At 56.6% G+C, this 18,608-nt stretch carries 16 protein-coding genes; 6 read left to right on the top strand and 10 right to left on the bottom strand.

Annotation, left to right across the window (positions count from 1 at the left end):
• Window positions 1–61: 61 nt before the first annotated feature.
• From damX to V6944_RS05500, 8 genes are all read right to left on the bottom strand, one after another.
• Entirely contained in the window at window positions 62–1,354 is a 1,293-nt protein-coding gene (gene damX / locus V6944_RS05535) for a cell division protein DamX (RefSeq protein ID WP_333498205.1), read from the bottom strand.
• A gap of 85 nt (window positions 1,355–1,439) precedes the next feature.
• On the bottom strand, window positions 1,440–2,534 hold the full coding sequence (gene aroB, locus V6944_RS05530) for a 3-dehydroquinate synthase (protein WP_333498204.1): 1,095 nt from the start codon (window positions 2,532–2,534) through the stop codon (window positions 1,440–1,442).
• Between the two features lie 56 nt (window positions 2,535–2,590).
• Window positions 2,591–3,112 (bottom strand): shikimate kinase AroK, encoded by a 522-nt coding sequence (aroK, locus tag V6944_RS05525; protein ID WP_185668982.1) that lies wholly within the window; start codon window positions 3,110–3,112, stop codon window positions 2,591–2,593.
• Window positions 3,113–3,393: 281 nt separating this feature from the next.
• A complete protein-coding gene (gene hofQ / locus V6944_RS05520) occupies window positions 3,394–4,626 on the bottom strand; it encodes a DNA uptake porin HofQ (protein ID WP_333498203.1) in 1,233 nt (410 codons plus the stop codon).
• A complete protein-coding gene (locus tag V6944_RS05515; RefSeq protein ID WP_333498202.1) occupies window positions 4,508–4,942 on the bottom strand; it encodes a HofP DNA utilization family protein in 435 nt (144 codons plus the stop codon). Before V6944_RS05515 ends, hofQ begins: the two co-directional genes overlap by 119 nt.
• The gene (locus tag V6944_RS05510) at window positions 4,932–5,399 is read right to left on the bottom strand and encodes a HofO family protein (RefSeq protein WP_333498201.1); all 468 of its coding nucleotides are present in this window, start codon (window positions 5,397–5,399) and stop codon (window positions 4,932–4,934) included. The genes V6944_RS05515 and V6944_RS05510 overlap by 11 nt, the downstream gene beginning before the upstream one ends.
• Window positions 5,386–5,925, bottom strand: coding sequence for a PilN domain-containing protein (locus V6944_RS05505; RefSeq protein WP_333498200.1), 540 nt, complete (start codon window positions 5,923–5,925; stop codon window positions 5,386–5,388). The genes V6944_RS05510 and V6944_RS05505 overlap by 14 nt, the downstream gene beginning before the upstream one ends.
• Window positions 5,922–6,701: a pilus assembly protein gene (locus V6944_RS05500; RefSeq protein WP_333498199.1), complete on the bottom strand. Its 780-nt coding sequence runs from the start codon at window positions 6,699–6,701 to the stop codon at window positions 5,922–5,924. The genes V6944_RS05505 and V6944_RS05500 overlap by 4 nt, the downstream gene beginning before the upstream one ends.
• A 119-nt stretch (window positions 6,702–6,820) precedes the next feature.
• Between V6944_RS05500 and mrcA the strand changes: the two genes are divergently transcribed.
• Window positions 6,821–9,373: a peptidoglycan glycosyltransferase/peptidoglycan DD-transpeptidase MrcA gene (gene mrcA, locus V6944_RS05495; protein WP_333498198.1), complete on the top strand. Its 2,553-nt coding sequence runs from the start codon at window positions 6,821–6,823 to the stop codon at window positions 9,371–9,373.
• Between the two features lie 183 nt (window positions 9,374–9,556).
• On the opposite strand, the gene nudE is transcribed toward mrcA, so the two are convergent.
• Window positions 9,557–10,120: an ADP compounds hydrolase NudE gene (gene nudE, locus V6944_RS05490; RefSeq protein WP_333495579.1), complete on the bottom strand. Its 564-nt coding sequence runs from the start codon at window positions 10,118–10,120 to the stop codon at window positions 9,557–9,559.
• A gap of 303 nt (window positions 10,121–10,423) precedes the next feature.
• Between nudE and V6944_RS05485 the strand changes: the two genes are divergently transcribed.
• The 4 genes from V6944_RS05485 to hslO all read left to right on the top strand — a co-directional run bounded on the left by V6944_RS05485 (window position 10,424) and on the right by hslO (window position 14,622).
• Window positions 10,424–12,571, top strand: coding sequence for an intracellular growth attenuator family protein (locus V6944_RS05485; protein ID WP_333498197.1), 2,148 nt, complete (start codon window positions 10,424–10,426; stop codon window positions 12,569–12,571).
• A 68-nt stretch (window positions 12,572–12,639) separates the two neighbouring features.
• Complete coding sequence (gene yrfG, locus V6944_RS05480; RefSeq protein WP_333495577.1) at window positions 12,640–13,308, top strand: GMP/IMP nucleotidase; 669 nt, start codon at window positions 12,640–12,642, stop codon at window positions 13,306–13,308.
• A gap of 10 nt (window positions 13,309–13,318) precedes the next feature.
• Entirely contained in the window at window positions 13,319–13,720 is a 402-nt protein-coding gene (gene hslR, locus V6944_RS05475; protein ID WP_185668992.1) for a ribosome-associated heat shock protein Hsp15, read from the top strand.
• A gap of 23 nt (window positions 13,721–13,743) precedes the next feature.
• Window positions 13,744–14,622, top strand: coding sequence for an Hsp33 family molecular chaperone HslO (gene hslO / locus V6944_RS05470; protein ID WP_185668993.1), 879 nt, complete (start codon window positions 13,744–13,746; stop codon window positions 14,620–14,622).
• Between the two features lie 84 nt (window positions 14,623–14,706).
• Here hslO and V6944_RS05465 read toward each other — a convergent pair whose 3' ends face one another.
• Window positions 14,707–16,425, bottom strand: a complete 1,719-nt coding sequence (locus tag V6944_RS05465; protein WP_333498196.1) for a DUF4153 domain-containing protein — start codon at window positions 16,423–16,425, stop codon at window positions 14,707–14,709.
• Between the two features lie 368 nt (window positions 16,426–16,793).
• Between V6944_RS05465 and pckA the strand changes: the two genes are divergently transcribed.
• Window positions 16,794–18,410 (top strand): phosphoenolpyruvate carboxykinase (ATP), encoded by a 1,617-nt coding sequence (pckA, locus tag V6944_RS05460; protein ID WP_333498195.1) that lies wholly within the window; start codon window positions 16,794–16,796, stop codon window positions 18,408–18,410.
• Window positions 18,411–18,608 lie beyond the last annotated feature (198 nt).

Below are 18,608 nucleotides of genomic sequence, written 5' to 3'. Positions count from 1 at the left end.
GCATCCTGCGCTTCTCCCCTATCCGCACACGACGGCGCGGATAGGGTTATCTTAATAACGATTATTTCAGGTCAGTCTGTACCTGATGCAGCGGCTTCGCCCACGGATTTTTCGCCTGGACGTCAGCTGGCAGCGTGGTGACAGCATGTTTCGCATCATCTTTAGATGCGTAGATGCCGCTAACCAGTACGTACCACGGCTGACCGTTACGGGAGGTTTCATACACCACGTAGTTTTTCAGGTTCTCTTTCTTCGCCCAACCGTTCAGGTTGTCGTAGTTGGAAGAGGAACTGAGCTGCAGCGTGTAGTGCGAGCCGGAAGCCGTTTTCAGCGCGTTCACGTCGCCCGCAGATTTACCGGTTGCCGCCGCAGCAGGTGCTGCAGTAGCCGCCGTCGCGGTTGGCGCGGTGGTCGTCGCGGCTGGTTTTGCCGTTGCGGTTGCCGTGACCGGCGCTTTAACCTGTGCCGCGGTCGCTGCGGTTTCGGTATGCTTCGGTGCGGTCACCGCTGGCTTGGTTTCAACAGGCTTGGTCTGCGCAGTTGGCGCAGGCGTTTTCACCGTTGCCATTGGCTGCGGTTTGGTCTCGATAACCGCGTGCTTGCGTTCCGGACGCGGTGTGGTCGCCGTCTGGCGAGGCGCTTCCGGTGCGGTCACTGCCGGACGAGCACCATTGCGGATTGGCGCGACGGTTGCAGGTTCAGTTGGCAACGTGGAGTTCACTACCGCATTGTCGATCTGACCCTGCTGCTGCGTCAGCGCATTGTTCAGGTCGCCCTGAACCTCAACGCGCTGCTGGCCGTCTGGTGCCGCGTTTTCCTGGCCCTGGGTTGGGGTAGAGGAAATCGGTGGCAGAGAGACGTCCTGCTGCTGCGGTGGAGTATTCTCCTGCGCGGCAGGTTGGGCAGTATTATTAGCCTGGTCGGTGTTGGTATCGCCAGAAAGCGACACGCTCTTCTCAGAAGAGGCGCTCTGGTCGTTAGAGGATGGCGCTTTCAGCGCCGAACCGATGCCGACGATCAGCACCAGCAGCACGACAACGCCAAGCCCCATCATGACATACTGGCGGGAAGCTGGTTTGCGCGGCGCGGCAGCTTTACGTTTACGCGGGCGACGCTCTACGACTTCCTCTGCATCGCCTTCTTCGGCATCATCAGATTCATCGTATTCGTCTTCCGGCTCATCTTCTTCACGCGCTTTGCGACTACGGGACGGACGACGCTCATCAGCATCGAGATCCACATCATCAAAATTGATCTGTGGCTCGTTGTCACGATCGGAAGACTGACGAGAGCGACCAGTACGACGATCGCTGGGATCGGGTTTCAGCTCGTCTTCTGGTTTAAATTCATCCATTTAACACCCCACTAAAAGGCTTATGCCACGACAATTTGCATATCACCTGAAGTTAAAACACCGCGCGAACGCGGCTTGACCTTTCTTATAGTTGCGCCCGCTGCGTATCAGCAATAGCGCCAAGAACCACGTCGTGGGATACGCCACCGCGCACCTCACTTTTCCCGATGGCCAGCGGCAGCACTAACCGCATTTCGCCAGCAAGAACCTTTTTATCTCGCATCATGTGCGGCAAATACGCTTCTGCCGACATTTCCTGCGGACCAGCAACCGGTAGGCCTGCTCGCTTGAGCAGCGCGATGATGCGCTGCGTGTCTTTGGCATCAAACTGCCCCAGACGTTCTGATGTATGCGCGGCCATGACCATACCTGCCGCAACGGCTTCACCGTGCAGCCAGTTGCCGTAACCCATCTCAGCTTCGATCGCATGACCGAAAGTATGTCCAAGATTGAGTAAAGCACGTAACCCGGTTTCGCGCTCGTCGGCTGCCACAACATCCGCTTTCAGCTCACAACAACGGCGGATGCAGTACGCCATCGCTTTTTCATCGAGCGCCATCAGCGCATCGATGTTCTCTTCCAGCCAGTCAAAGAACGGCGCATCAAGAATGATGCCGTATTTGATGACTTCAGCAAGACCGGAGGAGAGTTCGCGTTTCGGCAACGTTTTCAGGCAGTTCAGGTCAACAACCACGGAGGCTGGCTGCCAGAATGCGCCGATCATGTTTTTGCCGAGAGGGTGGTTGACCGCGGTTTTGCCGCCAACCGAAGAGTCCACCTGAGACAACAAGGTGGTAGGAACCTGAATAAAACGCACGCCGCGCTGATAGCTCGCCGCGGCAAAACCGGTCAAGTCGCCAATAACGCCGCCGCCTAAAGCAACGAGAGTGGTATCGCGACCGTGCGGTTTTTGCAAAAGCGCAGTAAAGACGGTGTCCATGACGGCCAGGCTTTTATACTGTTCGCCGTCCGGCAGAATGACGCTATCCACCTTCACGCCAGCCTGCTCCAGCACGGAACGAACCTGGTCCAGGTAGAGCGGTGCCAGCGTTTCGTTGGTGACCAGCATAACCTGATCGCCAGACTTGAGCGGTAAGAAGGAAGCTGGATCGTTAAACAAACCAGCCGCGATGGTTATCGGGTAACTACGTTCCCCGAGAGTTACAGTAAGCCTCTCCATAACGCGACGTCCACCTTAGTTACTTTTATTCGCTGGCGTTCTATTCTGGGCCAGTATTAGTTGCTTTCCAGCATATGGATAATCTGGTTGGCGACAACTTTTGCGCTCTGATCGTCAGTACGGATGGTGACATCCGCAATCTCTTCGTACAGCGGATTACGTTCATCAGCCAGCGCTACAAGCACTTCGCGCGGTGGAGTTTCGACCTGCAGCAGCGGGCGCTTTTTATCGCGCTGAGTACGTGCCAGCTGTTTTTCAATGGTCGTTTCCAGATAGACGACGACACCACGAGCGGAGAGACGATTGCGCGTTTCACGTGATTTTACAGAGCCACCGCCTGTTGCCAGAACAATACCCTGCTTTTCCGTTAACTCATTGATGATTTTTTCTTCGCGGTCACGGAAACCTTCTTCGCCTTCGACATCAAAGACCCAGCCCACGTCAGCGCCTGTTCGTTTCTCAATCTCTTGATCAGAATCGTAAAATTCCATATTGAGCTGTTGAGCCAGCTGGCGCCCAATGGTGCTTTTGCCGGCACCCATAGGCCCAACCAGAAAGATATTGCGTTTCTCTGCCATTTTTTTGGTACTACTAAGACTATTCGTTAATGATAAATCCGCGCCGCAGTCGTTCGCGCGTCGCTGGACATGAACTGAAACCTCTTATGCAATAGAGCGAGAGTCAGACTGAAAATTATCTCAATACTCCGGCTGGTTTGGCAACAGATTAAATCAGCAGACTTCAGGAGGAAGGAATGTTATTCACTGACGCTCAAATCGGTACTCCTTGTATGCTAAATCCGGCCCCACGTCAAACTTGGGAAACACCTTATTCACCAAATCAGCATGTTTCCCCGTCGCTACTGCGCAGAAATAATACGCGGAGTGATAAACACCACCAGCTCGCGCCGTTCATTGTCCTTGCCATCATGGCGAAAAAGATGGCCTAACAAGGGGATATCGCCAAGAAACGGAACGCTATCGCTGGCCTTCTTGTTCTTCTGCGAAAAAATGCCGCCCAGCGCCAGCGTTTCACCGCTTTTGACCTCAACCTGGGTTTCAATCTCCTGTTTATCAATCGCCAGTACTTCACCGTCCGCCTGCTGTAGCACCTGGCCGGGCATGTTTTCGCTGATGCGCAGCTTCAGGCGAACGCGCTGGTTTTGCAGCACGGTCGGCGTGACTTCCATGCCGAGCACCGCCTCTTTAAACTCCACCGAGGTTGCACCGCTCTCCCCACTGGAAACCTGATAAGGAATTTCGCTGCCCTGCTTGATACTGGCAGGCTGCAGATGCGAGGCCAGCAGACGTGGGCTCGCAATGATATCGACCTTCTGCTTTTGTTCCAGCGCCGAGAGTTCCAGCTCGAGCAGGCGACCATTGATTTTCCCGATGTTAAACCCGCCGCGCGTCGTGGCGTCCGCCACCGAGAGATCGCTGCTTAAGGTGGTGATCTTGCCTGAACCCGTTGTCCCAGCAGCGTCGGCAAGATTCCACTTCACCCCTAATTCTCGTAGGCTGGTTTCGTTGATAGTAACAATGTGGGCCGCCAGCTCAACCTGCCCGACCGGGATATCCATCTCCTTCGCCCAGGCTTCCAGCGCCGGGAGATGCTCCCGGTCATCGCGCACAATCAACCGGTTGGTTCGTTTATCAACGGTGAGCGATCCGCGCGCGCTCAGTAATTTCCCCCCTGCTTTAGCCAGCTCGCTGGCATCGGCATGGTGCAGCACCAGGCTACGGTTCATCAGCGGCAGCGTCTGCTGGCGTTTCTCCCTTTCCTGCTGCACCCTCGCTTGCTTCTCTTCACGCCAGCGCTGCGAGTGCACGTAATAGACGCCGCCTTCCTGTGTGAGCACCAGTTCCATACTGTTGATGACCGTCTGCATCGCCTGCTGCCACGGCAGATTACGCAGCTGAAGCGAGAGGGTTCCTTGTACTTCCGGGGAAATAACCATGTTCTTCTGTTCCAGGTCAGCGAGGCTCTGGAGCAGCTGCGCGACCGGCACGTCGTCCACCACCAGCGTGACGTTTTTCGCCGTCGCCAGCGCTGACACCAGCGCCAGCATCAACAGCACTATCCTTTTTATCATTCGGCGTTCCTTCTCTTTTCCATTGCCAGATTCGGGGCTCGCACCCCTCACCCGTTTCCACGGTCAGGCTATCCAGCGTGATCGCCGTAACCCGCCACCCCGCATTCAGCGTCTGCCCGACTTCCACGCGCCGCCAGCGTTCATCCCGTTCCTGCGCTATGCCAATCAGCCGTGATGCCGATTGCGTTCCACCCCGGTAGTGCCAATCAGCAAGCTGCGCGGTCTGGCAGACATCCACCACCGGGGCGAACGGATCCCGCATGCCGCACAGCAGCGGAACGGTGAGTAATAAAAGAAGCGCGCGTTCAGGACTCATCGTCGCGTACCAGTTGCAGGGTAAATTGGAGCGCATCATCGTGCGTCGACAGCGTAAAGCCAACCACCCGCATCCCACGCTCTGCCAGCCGAGAAAAGGTCTCAGGAACCGCATGCCACGGTGCCTCCAGCGATATCTCACCGCCCGTCTCCGTGGGCTGCCAGTGGGTAAGCCGGGAACCTGCTCGCTGAAAATCGACCGGCGAGAACAGCGGAGAGACCTGTTCTTCCAGCCGCGGTGCAGAGCGCACGTCGGCGTTGAGGTGCGCAACGCGATGCCAGCGCGCCAGATATTGCTCGTGCTGTTTCCGTTGTGCTTCGTGGCGTTTTTCTGTCTCAATATAGGCCCTATGCCCGGCCTGGTAGCCGCCATATATCGCTAACAGCATCGCCAGCATCGCTCCCGCGCCCACCTTCATTTCGGGAGAGAGCGGCCACAGACGCTCAAGGTGGCGCATTTCCACTCTCCTCGCGTAATGCATACTGGAACTGCCAGCGGCCGGTGCTATTGCGCTGGATTTTCCCGGCCTGCCCCAGACGAAACCCAGGGATAGCTCGCAGCGTTTGCTCAACCTCAGCCAACGCAGAAAACGACGTCAACACACCCGATAGCACCAGCATGCCGTCGCGGTAGCTAAGCTCGCTTAGCCACGCCGACGTGGGCAAATGCTCTGCCAGCGCCAGTAGTCGGGGCGACCATGCTTCGGTTAGCTGTCGAGTGCGTTGCCGTTTTTTAAGGACGGCCTGCTGCTGTAGACCCGCCAGGAGCGCTTGCTCCCGCTGCGTCAGTTGCTGCACCAGCACCCGCTCTGCTTCGGCATGGACATTGCTGACCGCGGCGACCGACAGCCAATATCCGCGCCCGACAAACGCCAGCACCCCGCACAACAGCCAGATAACGCCTACCCACCCTAGCCAGCGGTGAAGCAGTCGCCGAAAGCGGCGCTGTCGCCAGGGAAGAAAATTCACCGGAGGGATGTTCACGACGTTGTCCCCATTGCCAGCGCCAGTGCCACCGCAAAATCATCGCCTCTGGCAGGCAGCGGCGGATACTTTTGCACGACCACACTCCAGGGATCGAAGCCTTTATATTCGGCGGGCTGCGCGGTGCAGCACACCAGGCGTTGTGGGTTGACGCCCAACTGGGCACCGAGTTGCATCAGCGAGGGCGCGTCGTCAAAAGCACAGTGCCCCCAACCTTCCCGGCTTGCCCAGAGCCACTGCCGGGTATCTCGCCAGGCCAGCATGGCATCCTGAGAATCCAACTGCGGCACCAGCGTCTGTAGCGCGCAGGCATCGGGAGTGATCGCGACAATCTGTAAATGCAGCGCCTTCCCAAGCCGCTGTAAACGGGCGATATCGTGCTGCTGCGCCGCGGTAACGTTCCAACGCCCCTGCGGCTCTGCCAGATGATAGTCAAAACAGAGCGATGCCGCGTTCATCTCAAGCTGCTGCGACATCGCGCTGGCAATCCACTGAGTTTGTTCGTTTTCACGCAGCGACATTGCCGCAAGAGGGAGGTTTTTTTGTAACGTTCTATTGGCCGGAAAGGCCAGGCTCACCGCGTGCTGCCAGGGCAACTCCCGACGCCATGGTTTGAGCACCGCCAGCAGCGCGTCGTCGTCTTGCTGCGCGGACGGCGGTAGCGGCAGTTGCCACCAGCGGCGAAGGGACCAGCCGCGGCGAGTGCACTGAAGTGCAACGATAAAGACGTTATCCTGCTGAATATGAAGACCCATTTGCCAGCATCTGAAAGCCATTTCACGATCATCCTTACGTCACCTCATAGTGACGGCTATATCAATGCATCTGGCTTGCCTTTATACTACCGCGCGTTTGTTTATAAACTGCCCAAATGACACTTAATGGGAAATCTCCGGTGAAGTTCGTAAAGTATTTATTCATCCTTGCAGTCTGTTGCATTCTGCTGGGAGCAGGCTCGATCTACGGCCTCTACAAATATATTGAGCCTCAGTTGCCCGACGTGGCGACGCTCAAAGACGTGCGCCTGCAGGTGCCAATGCAGGTCTATAGCGCAGACGGTGAACTCATCGCGCAGTACGGTGAAAAACGCCGTATTCCTATGACCCTCAACCAGATCCCACCAGAAATGGTGAAAGCGTTCATTGCGACCGAAGATAGCCGCTTCTACGAACACCACGGGATCGACCCCATCGGTATCTTCCGTGCAGCAAGCGTGGCGATGTTCTCCGGCCATGCGTCGCAGGGGGCCAGTACCATCACTCAACAGCTCGCGCGTAACTTCTTCCTCAGCCCTGAAAAGACGTTAATGCGTAAAGTGAAGGAAGCGTTCCTTGCTATTCGCATTGAGCAAATGCTGAGCAAGGACGAGATTCTTGAGCTGTACCTGAACAAGATTTACCTCGGCTACCGCGCGTATGGCGTGGGTGCAGCCGCTCAGGTCTATTTCGGCAAACCCGTCGATCAGCTCACCCTGAGCGAGATGGCGGTGATTGCCGGTTTGCCAAAGGCACCGTCCACCTTTAACCCGCTCTACTCGCTGGATCGCGCCACCGCGCGCCGCAACGTGGTGCTGTCGCGCATGCTGAGCGAAGGCTATATCACCCAGGCACAGTACGACCAGGCGCGTAACGAAGCGATTGACGCCGACTATCACGCCCCGGAGATTGCCTTCTCTGCCCCGTACTTAACGGAGATGGTGCGTCAGGATATGGTGAAGCAGTACGGTGAGCAGGCCTATGAAGATGGCTATCGCGTGTACACCACCATCACCCGCAAGAATCAGCAGGCGGCCCAGCAGGCGCTGCGCAATAATGTGATGGATTACGACATGCGCCATGGCTATCGCGGCCCGTCAAACGTGCTGTGGAAAGCGGGCGAAACCCCGTGGGATAGCCAAAAAATTCGCGCGTCATTGCGTCCGCTGCCGTCCTATGGCCCGTTAGTGCCTGCCGTCGTCACCGCCGCCAATCCGCAGGAAGCGACCGTTCAACTGGCTGATGGCACATCGGTGTCATTAACCATGGAAGGGATGCGCTGGGCGCGTCCGTACCGTTCGGACACCGCGCAGGGCCCAACCCCGCGCAAAGTGACTGATGTGGTGCTGGCAGGCCAGCAGATCTGGATTCGTCAGAACGGCGATAGCTGGTGGCTGGCGCAGGTGCCAGACGTAAACTCCGCGCTGGTCTCCATCAACCCACAAAACGGCGCGATTATTGCGCTGGTCGGCGGCTTCGATTTCAACCAGAGTAAGTTTAACCGTGCCACCCAGGCGCTGCGTCAGGTCGGTTCAAACATTAAGCCATTCCTGTATACCGCCGCGATGGACAAAGGTTTGACCCTCGCCAGTATGCTTAACGACGTGCCAATTTCCCGCTGGGATGCTGGTGCGGGCTCCGACTGGCAGCCGAAAAACTCTCCGGCAGAGTACGCCGGTCCAATCCGTCTGCGTCAGGGTCTGGGGCAGTCGAAGAACGTGGTGATGGTACGTGCGATGCGCGCGATGGGCGTGGATTACGCGGCTGAATATCTGCAACGCTTTGGCTTCCCAGCCAACAACATCGTGCATACCGAATCGCTGGCGCTGGGCTCGGCATCCTTTACCCCGCTGCAGGTCGCCCGTGGCTATGCGGTGATGGCGAACGGCGGCTTCCTGGTCGACCCGTACTACATCAGCAAGATTGAAAACGACCAGGGCGGCGTGCTGTTTGAAGCGAAGCCGAAAATTGCCTGCCCTGATTGCAATATCCCGGTTATCTATGGCGATACGCAGAAGTCTAATGTGCTGGAAAACAACGACGTGGAAGACGTTGCCGTTTCTCAGATGCCGCAGAACTCTACCGTACCGATGCCAGCGCTGGAGCAAGCTAACCAGCAACTGGTCGCGCAGACCGGCGCTCAGGAGTACGCACCGCACGTGATCAACACGCCGCTGTCGTTCCTGATTAAGAGCGCGCTGAACACCAATATCTTCGGCGAACCGGGCTGGCAGGGTACCGGCTGGCGCGCTGGGCGTGACCTGGGCCGTCGTGATATCGGCGGTAAAACCGGTACCACCAACAGCTCGAAAGATGCCTGGTTCTCTGGCTACGGTCCGGGCGTGGTGACGTCGGTGTGGATTGGTTTTGACGATCATCGTCGCGACCTGGGACGCACGACGGCATCTGGTGCTATCAAAGATCAGATCTCCGGTTACGAAGGTGGCGCAAAGAGCGCGCAGCCTGCCTGGGATGCCTTTATGAAGCAGGTTCTGGCAGGCGTTCCTGAGCAGCCGCTCACCCCACCGCCGGGCGTGGTCACGGTCAATATCGACCGCAGCACCGGGCAGTTAGCCAACGGGGGCAGCAGTCGTGAGGAGTACTTCATCGAGGGAACGCAGCCTACACAGCAGGCGGTTCACGAGGTGGGGACCGAGGTGATTGATAACGGGGAAACCCACGAGTTGTTCTAAGAAAAAGGCGCCATCGGCGCCTTTTTTGTTGCTCACTCGTAGCACCGATTTTTGGGTCTTCCCGGCGGCGCTTCGCTTGGCCGGGCTACGAAACTCTGTTTTATAGCCTGCATGTAGCCCGGACGAGGTGCGCAGCACCGACTCCGGGATCCCGGCATAAAAAAGGCGCCATCGGCGCCTTTTTTATGGCAATCGGCCCTGTTCTCTTAGCCACTCGCGCAGCAGAAACAGCGCGCTCACGTTGCGCGCTTCGTTGAAATCAGGTTCGTCCAGCAGTGCCATCAGGTTCGCCAGCGGCCAGCGGACCTGCGGCAGCGGCTCTGGCTCATCACCCGGTAACGATTCCGGGTAGAGGTTTTCCGCCACGACGATATTCATCTTGCTGGAGAAATAGGACGGCGCCATGCCGAGCTTTTTCAGGAACGTCAGCTCATGTGCGCCGAAACCCACCTCTTCTTTCAGCTCGCGGTTCGCCGCTTCCATCACCGTTTCGCCAGGGTCGATAAGCCCTTTCGAGAAACCGAGTTCATAGGACTCGGTGCCTACCGCGTACTCGCGGATTAAGATCAGGTGGTCGTCGACAATCGGCACAATCATCACCGCTTCGCGCGAGGACGGTTTCATACGCTCATAAACGCGACGTACGCCATTGCTGAACTCTAAATCAACGCTTTCCACGTTAAAAAGGCGTGACTGCGCGACGGTTTCAACATGGAGAATGGTAGGTTTCTGTAATGATTTGCTCATTGGGCCGGGGTCTTTGCTGTAATGACTTTTATCATTGTGCGATAGCGATGCCGTTCCAGCAATGCATAACGCGCTTTATTTACATTGTCGTAACCTCTTGCTTCTCATCTCTCATTTATGGATAAATGTCAAGAGCTTGAAATACAATTGGGAATTTACTGATACTCGTCGGCCAATGGGTTTGTTATGCTTACGTTTTGCGAGAGTCTATAGACTCTTTTTGTGAACGCGTAATACGTGCCAATGGTTTATACGAAAAGCAGGCAACGAAGAGACCTCTAAAATAAGTATGATGGGAAAAGCATGGGCACACTGATGATCTTTACCGTAGCGATAGTGATCTGCGCCGTGCTGGTCGGTTGGCTCTTACGTAAACGGACGAAACGTCTTCAACTGCCGTGGCTGCATCAATTTCCGGGCGCCTCCACACGGAAACTCACCGATGAAGAGCGCCAGGGCGTTGAAAACTACCTCAGCTATCTTAATCAGGATCAGCAGATGCCGGCGTCCGGTGCGACTATCGCCCCTGCGGTGCTGACACTCACGCCGCAGAGCAACACCGTCTTTACGCTGACGCGCGCCATTACCCGCTACGGCATCACCACCGATGATCCAAATAAATGGCGCTATTTCCTCGACTCCGTGGAAGTGCATCTGCCGCCATTCTGGGAACAGCATATTACCGATGAGAACAGCATTGAGCTTATCGCTACCGACGATGTGCCGCTGGTCATTGGCCTGAACGGCCATTCGCTTAAGAGCTACTCGCCTGAAAATAAAAGCTTTGCCCTGGAGTCATCCTCTTCGACTCAGGCCTCTATCCGCGGTGAAGAGAGCGAGCAGATTGAGCTGCTTAACATTCGCCAGGAAACCCATGAAGAGCACGCCTTGAGCCGCCCTGACGGCCTGCGAGAAGCGCTGCTGATCGTCGCCGCCTTCATTCTTTTCTACTGCGGGCTGATCGCCCCGGCGGTGTTTACGCCGTGGATTTTCGGCATCGCGGTTCTGCTGCTATGCGCCGGGCTGTGGGGGCTATTTGCGCCGCCGACAAAGTCATCGCTGCGTGAGATCCACTGCTTGCGCGGTACGCCAAAGCGCTGGGGTCTTTTCGGTGAGAACGATCAGGAACAGATCAATAACATCTCCCTTGGGATCATCGACTTAATCTACCCTCGCCATTGGCAGCCATTTGTGGCCCAGGATCTGGGGCAGAAAACGGATATTGATATCTATCTCGATAGGCACGTGGTGCGCCAGGGACGTTTTCTCTCCCTGCATGACGAAGTCAAAAACTTCCCGCTTCAGCACTGGCTGCGCAGCGTCGTTATCGGCGGCGGCGCGCTGCTGGTGGCCATCATGATGTGGGTCAGCGTGCCGCTGAACATGCCGTTTAAATTTACCCTTTCCTGGCTCAAAGGTGCACAAACCATTGAGGCCAAAGACGTTCGCCAGCTGCAGCAGACGGGTGTCCGCGTCGGCGATACGCTGCACATCAGCGGAACGGGGATGTGTAACATCCATTCGCCGGGAACCTGGACGGCGCAGGAGAGTTCACCGTTCTTGCCGTTCGACTGTTCGCAGATTATCTGGAACGATGCCCCTCGCCTGCCGCTGCCGGAATCAGAAACCGTCAATAAGGCAACCGCGCTGGTACAGGCTGTCAACCGTCAGTTACACCCCACGGCGGATGATGATTCGCGCGTTAGCCCCGCGCTGCGTTCGGCTATTCAGAAATCCGGTATGGTGCTGCTGGACGACTTCGCCGATATCGTGCTGAAGACCAAAGATCTCTGTTCCGCCGCCGACGACTGTGTGCGCCTGAAAAATGCGCTGGTTAACCTCGGCAACACCCGCGACTGGGATGCGCTGGTGAAGCGCGCCAACTCCGGCAAGCTCGACGGCGTCAACGTTCTGCTGCGCCCGGTCAGCGCAGAGTCGCTGGACAATCTGGTCGATACCTCCACCGCGCCGTTTATTCTGCGTGAAACCGCGCGCGCGGCGCAGGCGTTGAACAGCCCGGCTCCGGGCGGTTTCCTGATAACCAGCGATGAAGGCAGTGATTTCGTTAGCCAGCCTTATCCCACCACCATGCTGTACGACTACCCGGCTAGCGAGCAGTGGGGAGAGTTTCAACGGCTGGCGGGCATGCTGATGCATACGCCATTCCATGCCGAAGGGATCGTCACCAATCTCTATACCGACGCCAACGGCACGCAGCACATCAACCTGCACCGGATGCCGGACAGCAGCGGGCTGTGGCACTATCTGGCCACCACGCTGCTGATGCTCGCAATGGTTGTGTGTGCGGTATACAACGGCATACAGGCGCTGCGCCGCTATCATCGCCATCGTGAACGTCTGGCTGACATTCAGAAATATTATGAGAGCTGCACCAACCCCGTGCTGCTTTCCGCCCCTGATGAGTTCAAGTCCGATTTTCCAACGCACTAAGCCTCATCGTCATCATCGCGACAGGTTATGTTAATCTGTCGCGCATTTCTTCCGTCTGGAGACCCACCATGCATTTTGATATCGCCTGGCGCGAGGTAGATACCGTTCTTCTGGACATGGATGGCACGCTGCTCGACCTCGCTTTCGATAACTATTTCTGGCAAAAATTGGTGCCGGAAACCTACGGCGCAAAGCTTGGGATCACGCCGCAAGCGGCGCAGGAAGCCATTCGCCAGGAGTACCATGCGGTGCAACATACGCTAAACTGGTACTGTCTGGATTACTGGAGCGATCGTTTGGGCCTCGATATCTGTTCGATGACCAGCGAACAGGGGCCGCGCGCGGTGCTGCGTGAAGATACGATTCCGTTCCTGAACGCGCTAAAAGCCAGCGGCAAGCGCCGCATCCTGCTGACCAACGCCCATCCGCACAACCTGGCGGTGAAGCTGGAACACACCGGTCTCGGCGAGCACCTTGATTTATTACTTTCCACCCATACATTTGGTTATCCGAAAGAGGATCAGCGGTTATGGCGGGCAGTTGAGGAACATACGGGTCTGGATGCCGAGCGCACGTTATTTATTGACGATAGCGAACCCATCCTGGATGCCGCCACCCACTTTGGGATCCGCTATTGCCTCGGTGTAACCAACCCCGACTCCGGCCTTGCGGAAAAGCAGTACCTGCGTCATCCCGCGCTTAACGATTACCGTCGTCTGATCCCCTCACTGCAGTGAAGGAGCGACCATGAAAGAGAAGTCTACCGAAGGCGTCAGGCTTGATAAGTGGCTCTGGGCCGCGCGGTTTTATAAAACGCGCGCCGTGGCCCGAGAGATGATTGAAGGCGGTAAGGTTCACTACAACGGGCAGCGCAGCAAGCCCAGCAAAGTGGTTGAACTGAACGCCCAACTGACGCTTCGCCAGGGAAACGATGAGCGCACCGTGGTGGTGAAAGGCATCACGGAGCAGCGGCGTCCGGCGACGGAGGCGGTCTCGCTTTATGAAGAGACGGCGGAAAGTATCGAGAAGCGCGAAAAAGTCGCCCTGGCGCGCAAGCTAAATGCGCTGACCATGCCGCATCCGGACAGACGGCCGGATAAAAAAGAGCGGCGCGACCTGATGAGATTTAAATACGGCGACAGTGAATAACTGCCACCCCAAGAGAGAAAATTATGACTCAACACGATCAATTACATCGCTATCTGTTTGAAAACTATGCCGTGCGTGGCGAACTGGTCACCGTATCCGAAACGCTCGAACAGATTCTGGCAGGCCATAACTACCCGCAGCCGGTGAAAAACGTGCTGTCCGAGCTGCTGGTCGCCACCAGCCTGCTGACCGCAACGCTGAAATTTGATGGCGATATCACCGTGCAGCTGCAGGGCGATGGCCCGATGACGCTGGCGGTGATCAACGGTAACAACCACCAGCAGCTGCGCGGCGTCGCGCGCGTGCAGGGCGATATTCCGGCAGACGCCGACCTGAAAACGCTTATCGGCAACGGCTATCTGGTGATCACCATTACGCCTGCCGAAGGCGAGCGCTATCAGGGCGTGGTGGGTCTGGAGGGCGATACGCTGGCGGCCTGTCTGGAAGATTACTTCCAGCGCTCTGAGCAGTTGCCAACCCGTCTGATTATTCGTACCGGCGAGTCCGACGGTAAGCCAGCGGCAGGCGGAATGCTGCTGCAGGTGATGCCTGCACAGAACGCGCAGCCGGAAGATTTTGAACACCTGGCGGCGCTGACCGACACCATCAAAGCCGAAGAGCTGTTCACGCTGCCGGCTAACGATGTGCTGTGGCGTCTGTACCACGAAGAAGAAGTCACCCTGTACGATCCACAGGACGTTGAGTTTAAGTGCACCTGTTCACGCGAACGCTGCGCCGGTGCGCTGAAAACGCTGCCGGACGAGGAGATCAACAGCATCCTCGAAGAAGAAGGTGAAATTGATATGCACTGTGACTACTGTGGCAGCCACTATGTGTTCAACGCGATGGATATTGCGGAAATCCGCAATAACGCGGCACCGTCTGACCCGCAGGTTCATTAAGTTCTGAGCCTTTCCCGGCGTCACTTCGTTCGGCCTGGCTACGATCGTTTGTAGCCCGGCCAAGCGCAGCGCCGCCGGGGAAAATCAGCGCCGATAGTCCAGCACCACCGTCTCATCTCCCAGCGTAATATCCTTCCACGCCTTCGGTTTCGAACCTAACGTCCCTTCTTTCACGGCCTGCAGCAGCTTCGCTTTATTCACACCGGATGGCAGCGGTGCACTCGCTTTATACTCCCAGTCTTTCTCACCCTGACCAAAGACCAGCACGGTACGATCGCCAAAGGCATACAGCACCTGCTCCACCTTGCCATCACCATTGAGATCCTGACTCACCAGCACACAGCTATCGACTTCGCTGCAGGACTCCACCAGATAACGACGTTCAATCACCGCCGCCCATAGCGCATCATCCGGCGGCGTACTGCCTGGCAGCACCATCACGTTTTTCGCCAACACGGCGGCAGTCAGTTTCACCGTCGGGCTAAGGTCGCCACTTAGCAGGCGCTTAAGCTGCTGTTGCCGCTTCGCATCTTTGGTGAACTCGTTATCTTTCTGTAATTCAAGCAGCGCCGCGCGCCCCGGCTTGCCGCTGTGCGACAGCATATACAGGCTCACCTGGTCAGCATTGATTTTCCCACTGTGGTAACGCGCCATGTGGCTATTCACGCTGATGCGCCAGCTGTCCAGCACCGGCGTATACAACAGTACCAGCAGCACCAGTCCCAGCAGCGATACCGCCAGATTCACGCTTCCCAACGCAGAGGAGGGATCGTCGCGGCGGCGCAGCAGGCTCAGCAAATAGCCCACCGACCAGACCAGCAGAACCACCACTACCAACACGCCGTGCAGGCGGTCTGACGTCCAGCCATACTGCCCAATACGCACCCACAGCGCCCAGGCGGCAATCAGGACGTATACCGGCGAGAGCATCACGGCGGCCAAAATCAAGCCGCGCAGCGGCCGTGGATAGGCCAGACGCGCCTGACTCGGTGCCCAGACCATTGCCGTCAGCAGCAGTTGCACAAACGCCAATGCGGAAAGCAACCCTGCGGCGGAAAAGCGTTGAGAAATCGCCGTCACGCCCGCAAACGGCAGCGTAACCAGAAACAGCAGCGCCAGCAGCGACACCAGCGGCAACAGCCCGGTGGCTATCAGCGCCAGCAGCTTGTGGATGGCAGCAATCAGCCGTTCATTCTGGCGCGCGAGGATCACCGTTAGCGCCGTCACCAGGCCAATGCAGATAAAGACAAACCACTGCGTATCGAAGAACAGGTGCGAGAAGAAGGTAATATTGGCAAGCTCAAACAGCCCGCTCCAGAGCAACAGAACCAACCACACCAGACCGTTAGCAACGCCAATCAGCAGCAGCGTCAGCGCGTTTTGCCACTGCTGTGCATAAAAGTGCGCATAACGCGCCACGCCGGGCGTCGGTTGAAGGCGATACTGCAGCCACGGCAGCGCCAGCATCGCCATCAGCAGCAGGCAACAACCGTAAGTCCACAGCGCATCGTACTGCCGCCAGTGGTCTTCATCGTTGAGATTGAACATAAGCCAGCCCCCCATCCCCAACACCACCACCAGTACCACCGCCAGCCAGCACCACAGCGCGCGCTGTTTGAAGGAGACCACGGTAAACAGCAGCACAGAAGATAATGCCAGGCTTCCCGGCAAAGCGTAAAACATCCAGCCGCTGTTTTTAGGGATCAGATACATCGTCAGTAAATAGCACAAGAGCCCTTGTATGACGCCGGTTAGCACCATACCCCAGCGGGTTGGGGGCGAAAGAGGAGTCACAGCATCCATATCGATATTCCTGTTCCAGAAGTGAAGAAAAAACGCGTTTTGCGTACCGGTCAGAGCGCCAAAACTCAATTATGCTCAGCGTGGTGAATCGATTTTTTCTCTGAAAGCATTACGTAATTTTCTTTCACAAATGCGATTAATTTCACATTTACGCCGTCCGTTAAACCATTTTGTAACCATTTAAGAACATTCGTGCCAATTATGAGGCTTTTCCTGTCATAATCCCTGTCGCTTCGTGACAGGAGTCACAATGTTTTCGTAAGTAAGACGTTTGTCGGGATACGTAAATCTATGAGCCTGGTCGCGGTCAACACCCCTAAAATACCCATAGAATTTATAGCAGTACATATTGGCTAAGGAGCAGTGAAATGCGCAACGGTATAACCCCGCAGGACCTCAAGGCTTATGGTATTAACGACGCACAGGATATCGTCTACAACCCCGATTACGATACATTGTATCAAGAAGAACTCGATCCTAACCTGGAAGGTTATGAGCGCGGTATCTTAACGAACCTGGGCGCAATTTCTGTCGATACCGGTATCTTTACCGGCCGTTCTCCAAAGGACAAATATATCGTTCGCGACGACACCACGCGCAACACGGTATGGTGGTCTGATAAGGGCAACGGAAAAAATGACAACAAGCCTCTATCACCTGAAATCTGGCAACATCTTAAAGGCCTGGTCTCCCAGCAGCTGTCCGGCAAGCGCCTGTTCATCATCGATGCCTACTGCGGCGCGAATGAAGACACCCGCCTGTCCGTCCGCTTTATTACTGAAGTCGCCTGGCAGGCGCACTTCGTGAAGAACATGTTTATCCGTCCAACCGATGAAGAGCTGAAGACCTTCAAGCCAGACTTTATCGTGATGAACGGCGCAAAATGCACTAACCCACAGTGGAAAGAGCAGGGTCTCAACTCGGAAAACTTTGTCGCGTTTAACCTGACAGAGCGCATCCAGCTGATCGGCGGGACCTGGTACGGCGGCGAAATGAAAAAAGGGATGTTCTCTATCATGAACTACCTGCTGCCGCTGCAGGGTATCGCGTCCATGCACTGCTCGGCTAACGTCGGCGAAAAGGGCGACGTGGCGGTGTTCTTCGGCCTGTCCGGCACCGGTAAAACCACCCTCTCCACCGACCCGAAACGTCGTCTGATTGGCGATGACGAACACGGCTGGGACGACGACGGCGTGTTTAACTTTGAAGGCGGCTGCTACGCGAAGACCATCAAGCTCTCCGAAGCCGCCGAGCCTGATATCTATCACGCGATTCGCCGCGATGCGCTGCTGGAAAACGTGGTCGTGTTGGCTGATGGCACAATCGACTTCGACGACGGTTCCAAAACCGAGAACACCCGCGTCTCCTACCCGATTTATCACATCGACAATATCGTGAAGCCGGTGTCAAAAGCGGGCCATGCGACCAAGGTTATCTTCCTGACCGCCGATGCCTTCGGGGTTCTGCCGCCGGTATCGCGCCTCACCGCCGATCAGACGCAGTACCACTTCCTCTCTGGCTTCACCGCGAAGCTGGCGGGCACCGAGCGCGGCGTCACCGAGCCAACGCCAACCTTCTCCGCCTGCTTCGGCGCAGCCTTCCTGTCGCTGCACCCAACGCAATACGCAGAAGTGCTGGTAAAACGCATGCAGGCCGCTGGCGCACAGGCTTATCTGGTCAACACCGGCTGGAACGGTACCGGCAAACGTATCTCTATCCAGAATACGCGCGCGATTATCGATGCCATCCTCGACGGCTCGCTGGACAACGCAGAAACCTTCACCCTGCCTATGTTCGACCTGCAGATCCCAACCGAACTGCCGGGCGTAGACACTCATATCCTCGATCCGCGCAGCACCTACGGTTCGCCGGAGCAGTGGCAGGAAAAAGCGCAAGCACTGGCGAAGCTGTTCATTGAGAACTTCGAGAAGTACACCGATACCCCGGCAGGCGCCGCGCTGGTGAGCGCAGGGCCGAAGCTGTAACGAGTAAAAACGTGATTGAGCCCTTACCCTTCGGGATAAGGGCTTTTTTTTATCTAAACGCTTTTTAAGTGTACCAAGTACACTCATACTTGGTGAAAATATCATCTACGCAGGAAGCGTAATGTTCACCTTCATCGAGCTACAGGGATTCAGTAAACGACGCCAGGTCCTACAGAAGCAGTTATCCAATGCGATGAG

Source organism: Kluyvera sp. CHPC 1.2972 (assembly GCF_036759925.1).
Taxonomy (GTDB): Bacteria; Pseudomonadota; Gammaproteobacteria; order Enterobacterales; family Enterobacteriaceae; genus Kluyvera.
Note: the sequence above shows the minus strand (reverse complement) of the source record. Positions and strands in the feature narration are given on the sequence as shown.